The following is a 15,432-nucleotide window of genomic DNA, read 5'->3' as shown; positions in this document are numbered from 1 at the left end:
ACCCGGCCTTTGGTGGCAGTCTGCCAAGCGGTAGATACTCACAGCTACGCAGCAGAGAGCCGGAGGTGCAGTTTCCGTGGCGTCCAACGTCAACCCCACCGTCAGGCGACGCCGATTGGGGCAGGAGCTGCGAAAGCTCCGGGAAGCGAAGAACATGACGGCGGAGCAGGTCGCCGAGCGTCTCCTCGTCTCCCAGTCCAAGATCAGCCGGCTGGAGAACGGTCGTCGCTCCATCAGCCAGCGCGATGTCCGCGACCTGTGCGGTGTGTACGAGGTCGAGGACGAGCGCATGGTCGACTCGCTCATGCAGATGGCCAAGGACTCGCGCCAGCAGGGCTGGTGGCACGCCTTCGGTGACATCCCGTACAGCGTCTACATCGGTCTGGAGACGGACGCGGAGAGCCTGCGGATGTACGAGCCGCAGATCATCCCCGGGCTGCTCCAGACCCACGCCTACGCGGAGGCCGTGATCTCGGGCGCGCTGCCGGAGTCGACGCCCGCGGAGATCGAGAAGCGGGTCACGGTCCGCACCCGCCGCCAGGAGCGCATCCGGGACGAGGAGCGTCCGCTGCGGCTGTGGGCGGTCATCGACGAGGGTGCGCTGCACCGGACCGTCGGCAGCAGGCAGTTGATGGTGGAGCAGCTCGAGCACCTCATCGAGCAGTCGCATCTGCCGCATGTCACCGTGCAGGTGATCCCGTTCGAGATGGGCGCCCATCCGGGGATCAGCGGCCAGTACTCGATCCTGGAGTTCCCGGACACCTCGGACTCCAGCGTCGTCTACATCGAGGGCGTGACGAGCGATCTGTACCTGGAGAAGGCGCAGGACGTCGGCAAGTACAGCGTCATGTACGAGCACCTCAGGGCGCAGGCGCTGAACGTCGAGCAGACCCGTGACTTCATCTCCGAGATGGCCAAGAAGCACGCCAGGGGCTGACTCCGGCCGACCGGGGCAGGCACCGTACACCGCGTGATCGCTCCCACGGAAGCTGAGTTGGAATATGCCACTCGGACGTGTGAACGCCGGTCCCGCCGGTGGGGACCGACCAGTAGCGTCGATCACGCCGCCAAGAAGGTCGGTGCGACACACCCCACACGCAGAACCGGAGTTGAGCGTCATGGCGATCATTCAGGGTGCAACGGACACGTGGACCAAGTCTTCCTACTCCGGCGGGAACGGAGCCTGCGTCGAGGTGAAGTCCCCCCTCGTGGCCGCGATCGCGGTGCGGGACTCCAAGGCTCCTGAAGGCCCGTCCCTCTCCTTCGGACCGGGATCGTGGAACGCGTTCGTGGGCGAGGTGAGCAACGGGGCCCTCTAGCCCCGGTGCGCGCCCGCCGTCACCAGCAGTACCCGAAGAGCCCTCTCGTCCGGTCCGCCGTCCTGGCCGAGAGGGCTCGGCCATGTCCGGAAGCCCTCCCCGCTCGCGTCCCCGCCCCCGGCGCCCGCAAGGTCTACGGGGCAGTCGCCGCTGGTCAACGCGGGTGAGGTGATGCGCTGACACCGCCCGGGAGGGAGTTCAGGACCCCCCTCACAAGTTCATGGACATGAACGAGAGTCAGTAAACAGAACGATTTTACTGTCCCTTGACCCTCCATTGCATTGTCCCCGCCTTGTCCGTCGCCACACCATGAACGGCGTTCACAAGGCGGACCAGAACCCCTGGAGGGGGCTCCATGAACAGTCTCGACTGGGCCGTGCTCATCGGCTACTTCGGCGTGATGGTCGCGATCGGCGTCTGGTCCCACAAGCGCGTGGACAACGTCTCCGACTTCTTCACCGCCGGAGGCAAGATGCCCTGGTGGCTCTCCGGCATCTCGCACCACATGTCGGGCTACAGCGCCGTGATGTTCACCGGCTACGCCGGCATCGCCTACACCTACGGTGTCACGTCCTACGTCACGTGGTCCTTTCCCATCGCCATCGGCATCGCCATCGGCGCGCACCTCTTCGCGCCCCGGCTCAACCGGCTCCGGTCACGGCTCCACGTGGCCTCCCCGCTGGAGTACCTGAAGAACCGCTACAACCTGCCCACCCAACAGGCCCTCGCCTGGTCCGGCGTCCTCCTGAAGATCGTGGACGTCGGCGCCAAGTGGGCCGCCATCGCCACCCTGCTCTCCGTCTTCACCGGCATCTCCCTCAACCAGGGCATCCTCATCACCGGTGTGATCACGGGCATCTACTGCACGGTCGGCGGCCTGTGGGCCGACGCGCTCACCGAACTCGGCCAGTTCATCATCCAGTTCTTCGCCGGCATCGCGATGCTCGTCGCCGTGCTGGCCGAACTGGGCGGGATCAGCGCGCTGTGGGACGTCTGGGACCGGCCCGAGCTCCAGGGCCACACCGCGCCGACGGCCGGCCCGTACACGCTGACGTTCCTGCTCGCGTACCTCTTCATCAAGACCTTCGAGTACAGCGGCGGCATGTGGAACCAGGCCCAGCGCTACATGGCCACCCCCACCGCCCGCGAGGCCACCCGCTCCGGGCGCCTCTCGGCCGCCCTGTGGTTCGTCTGGCCGCTGGTCCTCTTCTTCCCCATGTGGGTCGCGCCCCTGCTCGTCACCCCCGAGAAGCCCGACGCCTCCGACTCCTACGCCCTGATGACCGAGCAGCTGCTGCCGCACGGACTGCTCGGCCTGGTCATCGTCGGCTTCTTCTCGCACACCATGGCCATGTGCTCGTCGGACGCCAACGCCATCGCGGCCGTCTTCACCCGGGACATCGCACCCGTCATGAGCAAGGCGGCGCGGACCTGGACGCAGCGGGCCGGACTGGTCGCGGCGCGCTGGTCGACGGTCGCGTTCCTCGCCCTGTCGATGGCGGTCGCCACCCAGGTCAACTCCCCCACGTTCAAGGACATCATCACCATCGTCATCAAGTGGGTGGCCGGCCTCATGGGTCCGATCGCGATCCCCTTCATGCTCGGCCTGCTGCGGACCTTCCGGAAGTCGGGCCCCACGGCGGCGCTCGTCTCCTGGGCGGCCGGGCTCTTCGTCTTCTGGCTCACCAACTACGGCCTCGACGGCATCGAGCTCCAGATCCAGATCGTCTCGCCGCTCACCACCTCGCTCGTCCTGTACGTCCTCATCGGCTTCGTCCGACCCGAGGACACCCCGGAGCGGGACGCGGTCCTCGACAAGCTCCACTCGGACGACGGCAGCCCGGCCGGAGCGGCAGCCGTCCCCGCGCAGGCCGACGGCGACCGCGCGGACCAGCCCCTCCGGTAGCGGGGCCGCACCCCACCGAGAAGCCGGCGATCAGCCCCTCGGGTAGCGCGCCAGCCAGCCCGGGGAGGCCTCGGCGGGGGTGTGCAGGGCCGGTCCCTGGGTCATCTCCATCGCGAAGTCGTCCGCGAGCTCCAGGACCGTCGCACGGCCCTCCAGTTCGGCCAGCCAGGCCGGCGGGAGGGCCGTCTCGCCGTGCAGGGCGCCGAGCAGCGCGCCGGTGAGCGCCCCCGTCACCGCCGAGGGCCCGTCGTGGTTCACGGCGAGGCGCAGCCCGTGCCGGACGTCCTCACCGACCAGGGCGCAGTAGACGGCCGCCGCCAGCTGCCCCTCGGCCCGGTCCTCGTCCGCCCCGAGGGCGGCCACCCGCCCGGCGTCCGGAACCCCTTCCCGTACGGCTCCGAGGGCGCGGCCGAGCGCCTCGGTGACCGGCTCGTGGCCGGGGCGCGCCGCCAGTTGCTCCAGGGCCCGGTCCACGGCCGCCTCCACGGAGCCGCCGCGGGCGAGTCCGTGGACGGTGACCGCGAAGGCGCCCGCCGCGAGGCCGGCGGCGGGGGCGCCGTGGGACTGCGCCGCGCACTCCACGGCGAGCTGGCAGACGAGCTGCGGCTCCCAGCCGACGAGCAGCCCGAAGGGGGCGGAGCGGACGAGGGCGCCGGAGTCGGCGGCGGTGGGGTTCTTGGGCCGGTCGAGGGTGCCGGGACGCTCGTCACCGAAGCCGGTGAGGCAGGCGCGGGGCGGGTTGCGGCGGGCGTAGAGCCACTCCTCGCGGGCGAGCCAGCCGTTGTCCTTGCGCCGCTCGTCCGGCCCCCAGTCGCGCTGGGTGGCGGCCCAGCGGAGGTGCGCCCGGTGGACGTCGGTGGGCGGGTGCCAGACGCCGGTGTCGCGGCGGACCTGTGCCCGGATCAGGCCGTCGACGGTGAAGAGCCCCATCTGGGTGGCGGCGGTGACGGCGCCACGGCGGCCGAACGCGGGCGCGGGCTCGGTCAGTCCGCCGGGCCCGTGGACGTCCCGGATCCCGGCGAGGGTGAGGCCGTCGACGCCCACGCCCAGCGCGTCGCCGAGGGCCCCGCCGAGCAGACAGCCCCGTACGCGGGCCCGGAAGTCCTGCTGTTCGGCGCGGCCCCACACGGCTGCGGCTGTCGTGGCCACGACGTGCCCTCCCCCCGTAGACCGGTCTGCGCAGCACTGTAATCGACCGGGTACGCCCGTTCGGGGGCCGGAACGTTATGTGATCCGACGCCCTTCACGCCGCTTTTGACCGGAGTTCAGCGCGTCTTTTTCCGGCGCGGTGCCGCACCTCACCCCTCGACCACCGGCAGCAGTTCGGGAAGGTGGCCGTCGGAGGCGCGGGCGGTGCGCTGCCGTTCCTCGGGCACCTCGCCGTACATGGTCGTCCGGGGCTTCGCCGGGCGGCCGGCCGCCTCCGCGATGGCCTCCAGGTCGCGGATCGAGCGGTACGAGCCGTAACTCGACCCGGCCATCCGGGAGATGGTCTCCTCCATGAGCGTGCCGCCCAGGTCGTTCGCGCCGGAGCGGAGCATCTCGGCGGCGCCCTCGGTGCCCAGCTTCACCCAGCTCGTCTGGATGTTCGGGATGTGGGGGTGGAGGAGGAGGCGGGCCATGGCGATGACCGCCCGGTTGTCGCGGACGGTCGGGCCGGGGCGGGCGATGCCCGCGAGGTAGACCGGCGCGTTGGTGTGGATGAAGGGGAGGGTCACGAACTCGGTGAAACCGCCGGTCTCCCGCTGGATGCGGGAGAGGGTGCGGAAGTGGCCGAGCCAGTGCCGGGGCTGGTCCACGTGCCCGTACATCATCGTGGACGACGAACGGATGCCCAGCTCGTGCGCCGTGGTGACGACCTCGATCCACGTGGCCGTCGGCAGCTTGCCCTTGGTGAGGACCCAGCGGACCTCGTCGTCGAGGATCTCGGCGGCCGTGCCGGGGATCGAGTCGAGCCCGGCCTCCTTGGCGGCCGTCAGCCACTCGCGGATCGAGAGCCCCGTGCGGGTCGCGCCGTTCACGACCTCCATCGGGGAGAAGGCGTGCACGTGCATGCCGGGGACCCGCTTCTTCACCGCGCGGGCGATGTCGAAGTACGCGGTGCCGGGCAGGTCCGGGTGGATGCCGCCCTGCATGCAGACCTCGACGGCGCCGACCTCCCAGGCCTGCTGGGCGCGGTCCGCGACCTGGTCCAGGGAGAGGGTGTACGCGTCGGCGTCCGTGCGGCGCTGGGCGAAGGCGCAGAAGCGGCAGCCGGTGTAGCAGACGTTGGTGAAGTTGATGTTCCGGGTGACGACGTAGGTGACGTCGTCACCGACGGCGTCACGGCGGACGTCGTCGGCGATCCGGGTGAGCGCGTCGAGGGCCGGTCCGTCGGCGTGCAGCAGGGCGAGCGCCTGGGCGTCGGTGAGCCGCGTCGGGTCGTCGGCGGCGACGGAGAGGGCCTCGCGGACGTCGGCGTCGGCCCGCTCGGGGACCATCCCGGGGGCGGCGGCCTCGCGCAGCGCCTCCCAGTCGCCGTACACGTCGTCGAAGTCGTCGCGCCGGTCGCTGGTGCGGCCCGTGGTGTCGATGGTGCGGTGCAGGTCGGTGCGGCCGGCGGCGGTGAACGCCTCGTCGGGCTCCTGCCAGGGGAGGCCGCGCACCTCCGCGTCGGGGTCGGCGAGGCCGGTCTCGGGGTCGGCGAGGGCGCGGACGTGCGGGAGGAGCCGGGGGTCGAGCCAGGGTTCCCCCCGGGTGACGAACTCGGGGTAGACACAGAGGCGTTCGCGCAGCTCGAAACCGGCGGCGGCGGAACGGGCGGCCAGCTCCTCGATCCTGGGCCAGGGCCGCTCGGGGTTGACGTGGTCGATGGTGAGCGGGGAGACGCCTCCCCAGTCGTCGATGCCGGCGGCGATCAGGCGCTCGTACGCGGAGTCGACGAGGTTCGGCGGGGCCTGGAGGCAGGCGGAGGGGCCCATGATGAGCCGGGCGACGGCGACGGTGGCGACGAGGTCGTCGAGTTCGGCGTCCGGTGTCCCGCGCATGGCCGTGTCCGGCTTGGCGCGGAAGTTCTGGATGATCAGCTCCTGGAGGGAGTGGTACGCCCTCGACACCCGGCGCAGGGCGAAGAGGGACTCGGCCCGCTCCTCCAGGGTCTCCCCGATGCCGAGCAGCAGCCCCGAGGTGAAGGGGACGGAGGACCGTCCGGCGTCCTCCAGGACCCTGAGCCGGACGGCCGGTTCCTTGTCGGGGGACCCGTAGTGGGGGCCGCCGGGCTCGGACCACAGCCGGGTCGCGGTCGTCTCCAGCATCATCCCCATGGACGGGGCGACCGGCTTGAGGCGCTGGAAGTCGGTCCAGGACAGCACGCCCGGGTTGAGGTGCGGGAGGAGCCCGGTCTCCTCCAGGATGCGGATCGCCATGGCCCGTACGTACGCGATCGTGTCGTCGTAGCCGTGCGCGTCGAGCCACTCGCGGGCCTCGGGCCACCGGTCCTCCGGCTTGTCGCCGAGGGTGATGAGGGCTTCCTTGCAGCCGAGTTCGGCTCCGCGGCGGGCGATGTCGAGGACCTCGTCCGGCGACATGAACATCCCGTGGCCGGCGCGGCGCAGCTTGCCGGGCACGGTGACGAACGTGCAGTAGTGGCACGTGTCCCGGCAGAGCCGGGTGAGCGGTATGAACACGCTCTTCGAGTACGTGATGACCCCCGGCCGCCCGGCGGCGTCGAGCCCGGCGTCCCGCACCCGCCCCGCGGAGGCGACCAGATCCGCCAGATCGTCCCCCCGCGCCCGCAACAGCACGGCGGCCTCCGCGACATCGAGCGCGACCCCGTCCCTGGCCCGCCTGAGGGCGCGACGCATGGCGTTCTCGGTGGGGCGTGCCGCCCGGTGATCCGTCATGGAGCGAGCATACGAGCGAGTACGGGGGTGAGGGCCGGGGTCTCCGCAGGAGGCCGGTCAGTCGGTGTCCTCGGGACGCCGGGGTGCGGCGTACACCAGGTGCGCCGTCCCGCGCGGCTCGTCGACGGGATACCGCACGCGACAACCGGCCGTGACCTCGAACTCGCCCTGCGGGTGATCCCGCCCGCCGAGGGTTCCCACGGGCGAGCCGGCCGCGCCGCCGGTGCCGCCGGTCCGGATCGGTCCGCAGGTATTCCTCGGTCGATCGCTCACAGGTACCGGGCGTACGCGTCCATGACCCCCAGGACCTCGGTCTCCTCCCGCGGCGGCAGTTGGAGGACGACCTCCTCGCAGCCCAGGTCCGCGTAGCGGGCGAGCTTGCCGGGGTTGGGCAGGACCGCGTACGGGACGATCTGGAGGGCCTTCGGGTCGCGGCCCGCCCGCTCCCAGGTGTCCCGGAGGACCGGGAGGGACTCCGTCAGGCCCCGGCCGCCGATCGGCATCCAGCCGTCGGCCCGTGCCGCGATCTGCGCGAACAGCCTCGGACCCGCCGCCCCGCCGAGGAGGGTGCGCGGGGCCCCGCCGACGGGCTTGGGCCACGCCTCGGAGGCCCGTACCGAGTGGCCGAACCCTCCCTCGTACGCCGTCGGCTCCGACGCCCACAGGGCTCGCATCAGGTCGAGCCGGTCGCCGGTGAGCTCCCGGCGGGTGGACCAGTCGACGCCGTGGTCGGCGGCCTCCTCGCGGTTCCAGCCGTAGCCGACGCCGAGGGTGAAGCGGCCTCCGGAGAGGTGGTCCAGCGTGGCGACCTGCTTGGCGAGGGCGATCGGGTCGTGCTGGGCGACCAGGGTGATCCCGGTGCCGAGCCCGAGGCGCTCGGTGACGGCGGCGGCCTGCCCGAGCGCCACGAACGGGTCCAGGGTGCGCCCGTACTCGCGGGGCAGCTCGCCGCCCGCCGGATAGGGCGTGGTCCGTTCGACCGGGATGTGGGTGTGCTCGGGAAGGTAGAGCCCGGCGAAGCCGCGCTGCTCCAGCTCCCGCGCGAGCCGCACCGGGCCGATGGTCTCGTCGGTCAGGAAGATCGTGGTCGAGATCCGCATAGCGGCACGGTAGGGGGTGCGGCGCGGATTTCCGAGGGGTGCGACGCCGGACGCCCGCGTCCGGGGGGGCGGGACCGGGACGCCGGAGCGGGCCGTGGACCGGTTCGCCGGAAATCCTCCTGCGCGGGCGGCTCCCGGCGCCTACCGTGACGCCCGTGCTGAAGCGAATCGAGACGTACTACGACACCGTCCCCCGGACCTCCGCCCGCGCGGAGGACTTCGGGCCCCTGACCCTCTTCGTCCGGGAGGGCGGGGGCTGGCCCTTCTACGCGCGACCGGCCCTCGGGGTCACCGGAGAGATCCCGCTCGGGGCCGTGGAGAAGGTACGGGCCCGGCAGCGGGAACTCGGTGTGCCCGAGGCCTTCGAGTGGGTCGCGGAGACGACTCCGGGGCTGCGGGCGGCCGTGGAGGCGAGCGGGCTCACCGTGAGCGAGCACCCGCTGATGGTCCTGGAGGGCGAGGCGCTCGCCGTACCCGAGCCGGAGGGCGTCACCGTCCGGATGGTCGGCGCGGACGACCCCGCCCTTCGCAGCGCCGTCGCCGCGCCGTTCGCCGCCTTCGGTGTCGCCCCGGAGCCCGGCACGGCGGAACGGATCGGCGCCAGGATCGAAGCGGGGTGGACCCGCCTCGCGGCGGCGCTCGACGGTACGGGAGAGGCCCTGTCGGCCGGGCAGCACCAGCCCGTCGGGCCGGTCTCCGAGGTCGTCGGCGTCGGCACCGTCCCGTCGGCGCGGCGGCGCGGCCTCGGTCCGGCGGTGACGGCCGCCCTGGTCGCGGACGCCCGCGCCCACGGGGCGGAGCTCGTGTTCCTGTCGGCCTCGGACGCGGACGTGGCCCGCCTGTACGGCCGGCTCGGCTTCCGTACGGTCGCGACGGCCCTCATCGCGGAGGCCTAGGGACTGTTCAGGGGAGGCGCGGTGATCCGGTCCGCGAAGGCGCAGGCGCTGTTCCCCGGAGGCGCGGTGATCCGGTCCGCCGAGCCTGTCACATCGTCGGCGCGGGCTCCGTCAGTGCGGTGGAAGCGACACCACACGCCGAGGAGTGATCACGATGACGCACCCGACCACGGCCCGCATGGCCAACCCCGCCCACGTCCTGCCCGAGGCCGGTCCGGCGATCCAGGAACTCCTGAAGGCCACCCGGCGGGGCGGGGTCCCCGAGTCGACCCTGGAGCTGGTGCACCTGCGGGCCAGCCAGATCAACGGCTGCGGGTTCTGCGTCGACTACGGCGCGAAGAGCGCCAGGAAGAGCGGGGTGAGCGACGACAAGCTGTTCGCCGTCGCCGCCTGGCGCGAGGCGCCGTACTTCTCCGACGAGGAGCGGGCGGCCCTCGCCCTGGCCGAGGCCGCGACCCGGCTCGCCGACACCTCGGACGCCGTGCCGGACGCCGTCTGGGACGCGGCCGCCGACCACTACGACGAGAAGCAGCTCGCCGCGCTCGTCCTGATGGTCGCCGTCACCAACCTCTTCAACCGGCTCAACGTCACCGTCCGCCAGCCGGCCGGCGTGGGCCTGTGACGGGGCTCGGGGCGGTGGCGTGAGCCTGGTGACGGGGCTCGGGGCGGTGGCATGGGCCTGGTGACGGGGTTCGCGGCGGTGGCCGCGAGCCGGCCGTCGTAACCGGATCCGTCCCCTCCCCGTTGGAGCCGGCATGAAGAAGATCCTCACCGCAGCCGCGCTCTCCTGTCTCGCCGCCGCCGGCGGTCTCTCCGGCCCCGGTACCGCGGCCGCCGACGCCGGAGGCCTGAACCTGCCCTCGGTCGTGCCGCTCAGCGGCGTCCTGACACCCACGGCCGAGTCCGCCGACACGCCCGACCTGCCGCCCGCGAACGCGGCGGTGGAGCGCCTGCTCCCGGGGCACTGAGCCCGTACCCGGACGGAACGACGAAGGCGGCGGGACCCCCCACGGGCCCGCCGCCTTCGCGTTCTCGGATGACTCAGGGACGTCCGGCCGTCAGTCGGCCACCACCAGGGACGGCGTCTCCTTCGTCAGGACCTCGCCGCGGAAGAAGGCGGGGCTCCTGCGCTGCATGACCAGCATGATGACCACGCCGAGGAGCAGCAGCCCCACGCCGATCACGAAGACCGAGCCGACGCCGAGGACGGCCGAGCCGGAGCCGTACGCCGGGTCCCACATGTCGTACAGCGTCTTGCCGAAGACGGCGGTGAGCATCAGGCCGCCGACCAGCGGCATGAGGCCCTTGTAGGCGAAGTCCCGGCCGGAGCGGAAGAGCTCGCCGCGGAAGTACCAGACGCAGGCGAAGGCCGTGAGCGCGTAGTAGAAGCAGATCATCAGGCCGAGCGCGTAGATGGTGTCGACCAGGACGTTCTCGCTGACCAGGGTCATCACGGTGTAGAAGACGCCGGTGGCGACGCCGGCCACGATCGTGGCCTTGCCGGGGGTCTTGAAGACCGGGTGGACCTTGGTGAAGGACTTCGGCAGGGCCTCGTACGTGGACATCGCGAGCACCGTGCGGGCGACCGGGATGAACGTGGTCTGGAGGCTGGCGGCCGCCGAGGCGAGGACCGCGACGAAGAGCAGGACGCCGAGCGTGGGGCCCATGACGGGGCCCGCGAGCGCGGCGAAGACGTTGTCGGAGGTCTCCGGGTTGGCGAGGCCGAGGCCCTCCTCGCCGGAGCCGACGACCATCTGCGCGGCGATGCCGGTGGCCAGGTAGGAGGCGACCAGGACGACCATCGCGATGAGCGCGGCACGGCCGGGGGTCTTGGTGCTTCCGGTGGTCTCCTCGTTGGTCGCCATGCAGGCGTCCCAGCCCCAGTACATGAAGATCGAGAGGGAGAGTCCGGCGGTGAAGGCGGCGAAGGACTGGACCGCGAAGGGGTTCATCCAGGACCAGGAGAAGTCGACCGAGGTCTCGAAGGAACCGGCCTTCGTCAGGGCCATGCCGACGAAGACGGCGAGGACGACGAGCTGGAGGCCGACGAGGGCGTACTGGACGCCCTTGGTGGCGGTCATGCCGCGGTAGCTGATCGCGGTGGCGACGGCGATGAGCACCAGGCAGGTGACGATGTGGACGGCCTTGTTGTCGTCCAGGGCGGCGATGGACTCGTTGCCGCTGACCTCACCCGCGAGGAGCCAGAAGTAGGAGGTCGCGACGCCGGCCAGGTTGGAGAGCACGATGATCGTCGCGATGACCAGGCCCCAGCCGCACATCCAGCCGATCTTCGGGCCGAAGGCCTTCACGGTCCAGGTGAAGGAGGTGCCGCAGTCGGGCATGACCCGGTTGAGCTCCCGGTACGCGAAGGCGACGAGGAGCATCGGGAGGAAGCCCGCGAGGAAGATGGCCGGCATCTGGAGGCCGACCTCACCCGCCGTGGAGCCGAGTGTCGAGGTCAGGCAGTAGACGGGGGCGACCGTCGAGATGCCGATGACGGCACTGCCGAGGAGGCCGACGGAGTTCCCGCCGAGGCCCTTGGTGCGAACGCCGTGGGTGTCACCCGGGGCGTCGACGCCCCTTACCGTGTCTCCGGCCTGCGGCCGCGCTTCCACCTGAGTCATGAACAGGACGTTAAATGCTGCGGTTTCCACATCCGGAGGTCTTGACTCCGTAAGATCCGTCGATCCTCCGCCTTGGTTTGACAGGCGGAATCCGGACGCTCACCAATGATTGAAAGATCGACCACCGCGACGGACCGACCAACTGGTAGGTCGACGGACCCATGTCCGATATGCGGGAACCGCAGCCGTGACCTAAATGTCCGTTTCGAAATTTTCCCGAGGAATTTTCCCGGGAATCCCCCGGCGGCCCCCGAGCGGCGCTCGGCCCGTGCGTGCGCGGCCGGTCCGGGGGCGGCGAACGACGGCCGGACGGCGGCGCGGTCGTCGGCACGGTCCGGTGGCGGAACCGCGGTGCGGTGACGGGCCGTAGTGCGCTCGACCCGATGCTGACGGACTCCGTCCGGACAAGGCAGACTGTCCTGGGCGAAACCAGCGGTACGGGCAGGGGGAGCGATGGACCGTGAGAACGGGCCGCGAGTTCCGGTGCAGCGGACACCGACGACGGACGCGGGTGCCGAGTCCGGCGCAGGCAGGGGTACGAGGGTGAGCGCGGGCGCGCGCGCCGACACGGACACCGGAACCGGAGCTGAGCCCACCGTGAGCACGGGCACCGGCACGACCGCCGACGGCAGCACGGGCTCCGGCTCCGGCTCGCACGACGGCTCCCGCTCACGCGACAGCTCCGGCTCACGCGACGGCTCCGGCTCAGGCGACGGCTCCGGTGTCGGGCTTCGTTTCGCCGTGCTCGGGCCCGTGCGGGCCTGGCGCGACGGGAAGACCGTGCCCACCGGGTCGCCCCAGCAGCGCGCCCTGCTCGCCGCCCTGCTCCTGCGCGGCGGGCGCACCGCCACCGCGTCCGAGCTGATCGACGCGCTCTGGGGTGAGGAGTCGCCCTCGCAGGCCCTCGCCGCCGTGCGGACCTACGCCTCCCGTCTCCGCAAGTCCCTGGACCCGAACGTCCTCGTCAGCGAGTCCGGCGGCTACGCCCTGCGGACGAGCCCCGCCGCCCTCGACGTCACCACCGCGCAGGAACTCGCCGCCGAGGCCGAGAAGCTGCGGGCCGCCGGGGACCGCGCGGGCGCCCGCGACCGGCTGGCGCAGGCCCTCGACCTGTGGGACGGCGAGGTCCTCGCCTCCGTACCCGGTCCGTACGCCGAGACCCAGCGGACCCGCCTGGAAGAGTGGCGGCTCTCGCTCCTGGAGACCCGGCTCGACATCGACCTGGAGGTCGGCGCACACGCCGAGGCCGTCTCCGAACTGACCGCGCTCACCGCCGCGCACCCGCTGCGCGAGAGGCTCCGCGAGCTGCTGATGCTGGCGCTCTACCGCAGCGGACGGCAGGCGGAGGCGCTCGCCGTGTACGCCGACACCCGCCGGCTCCTCGCCGACGAGCTGGGCGTCGACCCGGCCCCCGAACTCTCCCGGCTCCAGCAGCGCATCCTCCGGGCCGACGCCGAACTCGCCCGGCCGGTCGAGGAGACCGCCCCGGCCGCCGGGCCCGTCGCCCGCCCCGCCCAACTCCCGGCGACGGTCGCGGACTTCACCGGCCGCGACTCCTTCGTACGGGAGCTCGGCGCCCGGCTCGCCGCCGCCGAGGGCCACGTCATGGCGGTGTCGGCGCTCGCGGGCATCGGGGGCGTGGGCAAGACGACGCTCGCCGTGCACCTGGCCCACGAGGCTCGGCCGCACTTCCCGGACGGCCAGCTGTACGTGGACCTCCAGGGCGCCGGTTCGCGCGCCGCCGCACCCGAGACCGTCCTCGGCTCGTTCCTGCGCGCGCTCGGCACCCCGGACTCGGCGATCCCGGACTCGCTCGACGACCGGGCGGCGCTCTACCGGTCGACGCTCGACGGCCGCCGGGTCCTCGTCCTCCTCGACAACGCCAGGGACGCGGCCCAGATCCGCCCGCTGCTGCCCGGCACCGCGGGCTGCGCGGCCCTGGTGACGAGCCGCATCCGGATGGTGGACCTGGCGGGGGCGCACCTGGTGGACCTGGACGTGATGTCCCCGGACGAGGCGCTCCAGCTCTTCACCCGGATCGTCGGCGCGGAGCGGGTCCAGTCCGAGCGGGAGGCGGCCCTCGACGTGGTCGGCGCCTGCGGTTTCCTGCCCCTGGCGATCCGTATCGCCGCGTCCCGGCTGGCGGCCCGCCGTACGTGGACGGTCTCCGTCCTCGCGGCCAAACTGGCGGACGAGCGCCGGCGCCTGGACGAGCTCCAGGCGGGCGATCTGGCGGTCAAGGCGACCTTCGAGCTCGGCTACGGCCAGCTGGAACCGGCGCAGGCCCGCGCGTTCCGCCTCCTCGGCCTGGCCGACGGTCCCGACATCTCCCTGGCGGCGGCGGCAGCCGTCCTCGACCTCCCGCTCTGGGACACGGAGGACCTCCTGGAGGCCCTGGTCGACACGTCCCTGGTGGAGTCGGCGGCCCCGGGCCGCTACCGGTACCACGACCTGGTCCGCCTCTACGCGCGTGCGTGCGCGGACCGGGACGAACAGCCCCCGTCGGAGAAGGAGGCCGCGCTCTCCCGGCTGCTCGACTTCTACCTGTCGACGGCGGCCCGTGTGTACGCGACCGAACGCCCCGGCGACCGTCTGGTGGACCATCTGGAGCCGACGGCCTACGAGGGCCTGACGTTCACCGACCGCCACCAGGCCCGGGACTGGCTGTACGCCGAGGCGAACTGCCTGCTGGCCACGGTCCGCCAGTCCGCCGCGTCCCCCTCGACCCTGCGCAGGGCGGTGGACCTGCTGTGGGCGTCGCTCGACCTCGGCGAGTCCGGGGCGAACTCGAAGGAGTTCGAGGCGACGGGGGCGGTCGTGCGCAGCGCCGCCCACACCCACGCGGACGACAGGGCCGAAGGCCGTGCGTTGATGGTGCTCGCGGGCGTCCACCACACGGCGGGCCGGTTCGAGGACGCGGACCGCGACGCCGAACGGGCCCTGCCCCACGCCGACCGGGCCGACGACCCGGTGCCGGCCTGCTGGTCCGCCAACGCCCGCGGCATCATCGCCCTCTACCAGAACCGCTTCGCGGAGGGCGAGCAGTACCTGACGGCGGCGATCGAGCGGTTCCGGGGCATCGGGGACGAGCCGGGTGAGGCGAGCGCCCTGTGCAACCTGTCGCGCATCCACCTGGCCACGGGCCGTACGTCGAGCGCCATCGCCCTCGCCCGACGGGGCACGGAGATCTACGACTCGATGGGGCACACGCTCCGGGGGGCCAACGGGCGGTACGCCCTCGGTCTCGCGCTCACCCAGGACAACCAGCTCGGCGCGGCCGGCGACCGGCTCCGGGAGGCGCTGGCGGTCTTCGCCGACAGCAGGCAGCGGCTGTGGGAGGGCATGACCCACTTCCGGCTGTCCGAGGTGGACCTCGCCGCCCGCCGTCACGCGCAGGCGGCGTCGAACGCCGAGATGGCCCTCACGGTGCTGCGGGGCATAGGGGGCGAGTGGCGGCGGGGCAACGTCCTCACCGTGCTCGGCCGGGCCCTCTTCGGCATCGGCCAGAGCGGCCGGGCGCTGGTCTGCTGGCGGGAGGCCCTCGGCATCTTCGAGGAGCTCGGGGCGCCCGAGGCGGCGGACGTCCGCGCGCTGCTGGCCCCCGCGACGGCCGCGTAGGGCCGCGCAGGGCCGCGGCCAGGACGTTCATCGTTCGTTTATCGCCGCACGGCATGCTCTGCTGCATGACGATCCGCCGCGTCGGGGG

The 15,432-nt window shown here is 72.4% G+C and carries 11 protein-coding genes; 7 read left to right on the top strand and 4 right to left on the bottom strand.

Annotated features, from left to right (window positions below; translation table 11 throughout):
* Window positions 1-76: 76 nt before the first annotated feature.
* The 3 genes from ACFWV2_RS22545 (at window position 77) to ACFWV2_RS22535 (ending at window position 3,225) form a co-directional block, all read left to right on the top strand.
* Window positions 77-937: a helix-turn-helix transcriptional regulator gene (locus ACFWV2_RS22545; RefSeq protein ID WP_360793755.1), complete on the top strand. Its 861-nt coding sequence runs from the start codon at window positions 77-79 to the stop codon at window positions 935-937.
* Between the two features lie 181 nt (window positions 938-1,118).
* On the top strand, window positions 1,119-1,319 hold the full coding sequence (locus ACFWV2_RS22540) for a DUF397 domain-containing protein (protein WP_360793752.1): 201 nt from the start codon (window positions 1,119-1,121) through the stop codon (window positions 1,317-1,319).
* Between the two features lie 355 nt (window positions 1,320-1,674).
* On the top strand, window positions 1,675-3,225 hold the full coding sequence (locus ACFWV2_RS22535; protein WP_384406995.1) for a sodium:solute symporter family protein: 1,551 nt from the start codon (window positions 1,675-1,677) through the stop codon (window positions 3,223-3,225).
* Between the two features lie 30 nt (window positions 3,226-3,255).
* Here the strand turns inward: ACFWV2_RS22535 and ACFWV2_RS22530 are convergent, their stop codons facing one another.
* From ACFWV2_RS22530 to ACFWV2_RS22520, 3 genes are all read right to left on the bottom strand, one after another.
* Entirely contained in the window at window positions 3,256-4,374 is a 1,119-nt protein-coding gene (locus ACFWV2_RS22530) for an ADP-ribosylglycohydrolase family protein (protein WP_384406993.1), read from the bottom strand.
* Between the two features lie 149 nt (window positions 4,375-4,523).
* Window positions 4,524-7,106, bottom strand: a complete 2,583-nt coding sequence (locus ACFWV2_RS22525) for a bifunctional FO biosynthesis protein CofGH (RefSeq protein ID WP_384406991.1) — start codon at window positions 7,104-7,106, stop codon at window positions 4,524-4,526.
* Between the two features lie 269 nt (window positions 7,107-7,375).
* On the bottom strand, window positions 7,376-8,206 hold the full coding sequence (locus ACFWV2_RS22520) for an LLM class F420-dependent oxidoreductase (RefSeq protein WP_384406989.1): 831 nt from the start codon (window positions 8,204-8,206) through the stop codon (window positions 7,376-7,378).
* 155 nt (window positions 8,207-8,361) lie between these two features.
* Between ACFWV2_RS22520 and ACFWV2_RS22515 the strand changes: the two genes are divergently transcribed.
* The 3 genes from ACFWV2_RS22515 (at window position 8,362) to ACFWV2_RS22505 (ending at window position 10,070) form a co-directional block, all read left to right on the top strand.
* Entirely contained in the window at window positions 8,362-9,102 is a 741-nt protein-coding gene (locus tag ACFWV2_RS22515; RefSeq protein WP_384406987.1) for a GNAT family N-acetyltransferase, read from the top strand.
* A 154-nt stretch (window positions 9,103-9,256) separates the two neighbouring features.
* A complete protein-coding gene (locus ACFWV2_RS22510; RefSeq protein WP_384406985.1) occupies window positions 9,257-9,724 on the top strand; it encodes a carboxymuconolactone decarboxylase family protein in 468 nt (155 codons plus the stop codon).
* A 133-nt stretch (window positions 9,725-9,857) separates the two neighbouring features.
* Window positions 9,858-10,070 carry a hypothetical protein gene (locus tag ACFWV2_RS22505; RefSeq protein WP_384406983.1) on the top strand — a complete coding sequence of 71 codons (213 nt, stop codon included), beginning with the start codon at window positions 9,858-9,860 and terminating at the stop codon, window positions 10,068-10,070.
* Between the two features lie 90 nt (window positions 10,071-10,160).
* Here ACFWV2_RS22505 and ACFWV2_RS22500 read toward each other — a convergent pair whose 3' ends face one another.
* Window positions 10,161-11,726 carry an APC family permease gene (locus ACFWV2_RS22500; RefSeq protein ID WP_384406981.1) on the bottom strand — a complete coding sequence of 522 codons (1,566 nt, stop codon included), beginning with the start codon at window positions 11,724-11,726 and terminating at the stop codon, window positions 10,161-10,163.
* A 453-nt stretch (window positions 11,727-12,179) separates the two neighbouring features.
* Here ACFWV2_RS22500 and ACFWV2_RS22495 point away from each other — a divergent pair, with 453 nt between their 5' ends.
* A complete protein-coding gene (locus ACFWV2_RS22495; protein ID WP_384406979.1) occupies window positions 12,180-15,344 on the top strand; it encodes a BTAD domain-containing putative transcriptional regulator in 3,165 nt (1,054 codons plus the stop codon).
* The last annotated feature ends 88 nt before the right edge of the window (window positions 15,345-15,432 follow it).

The sequence above is a fragment of the Streptomyces sp. NPDC058671 genome (genome assembly GCF_042716475.1).
Taxonomy (GTDB): Bacteria; Actinomycetota; Actinomycetes; order Streptomycetales; family Streptomycetaceae; genus Streptomyces.
This window is presented reverse-complemented; position numbering and strand designations above follow the sequence as displayed.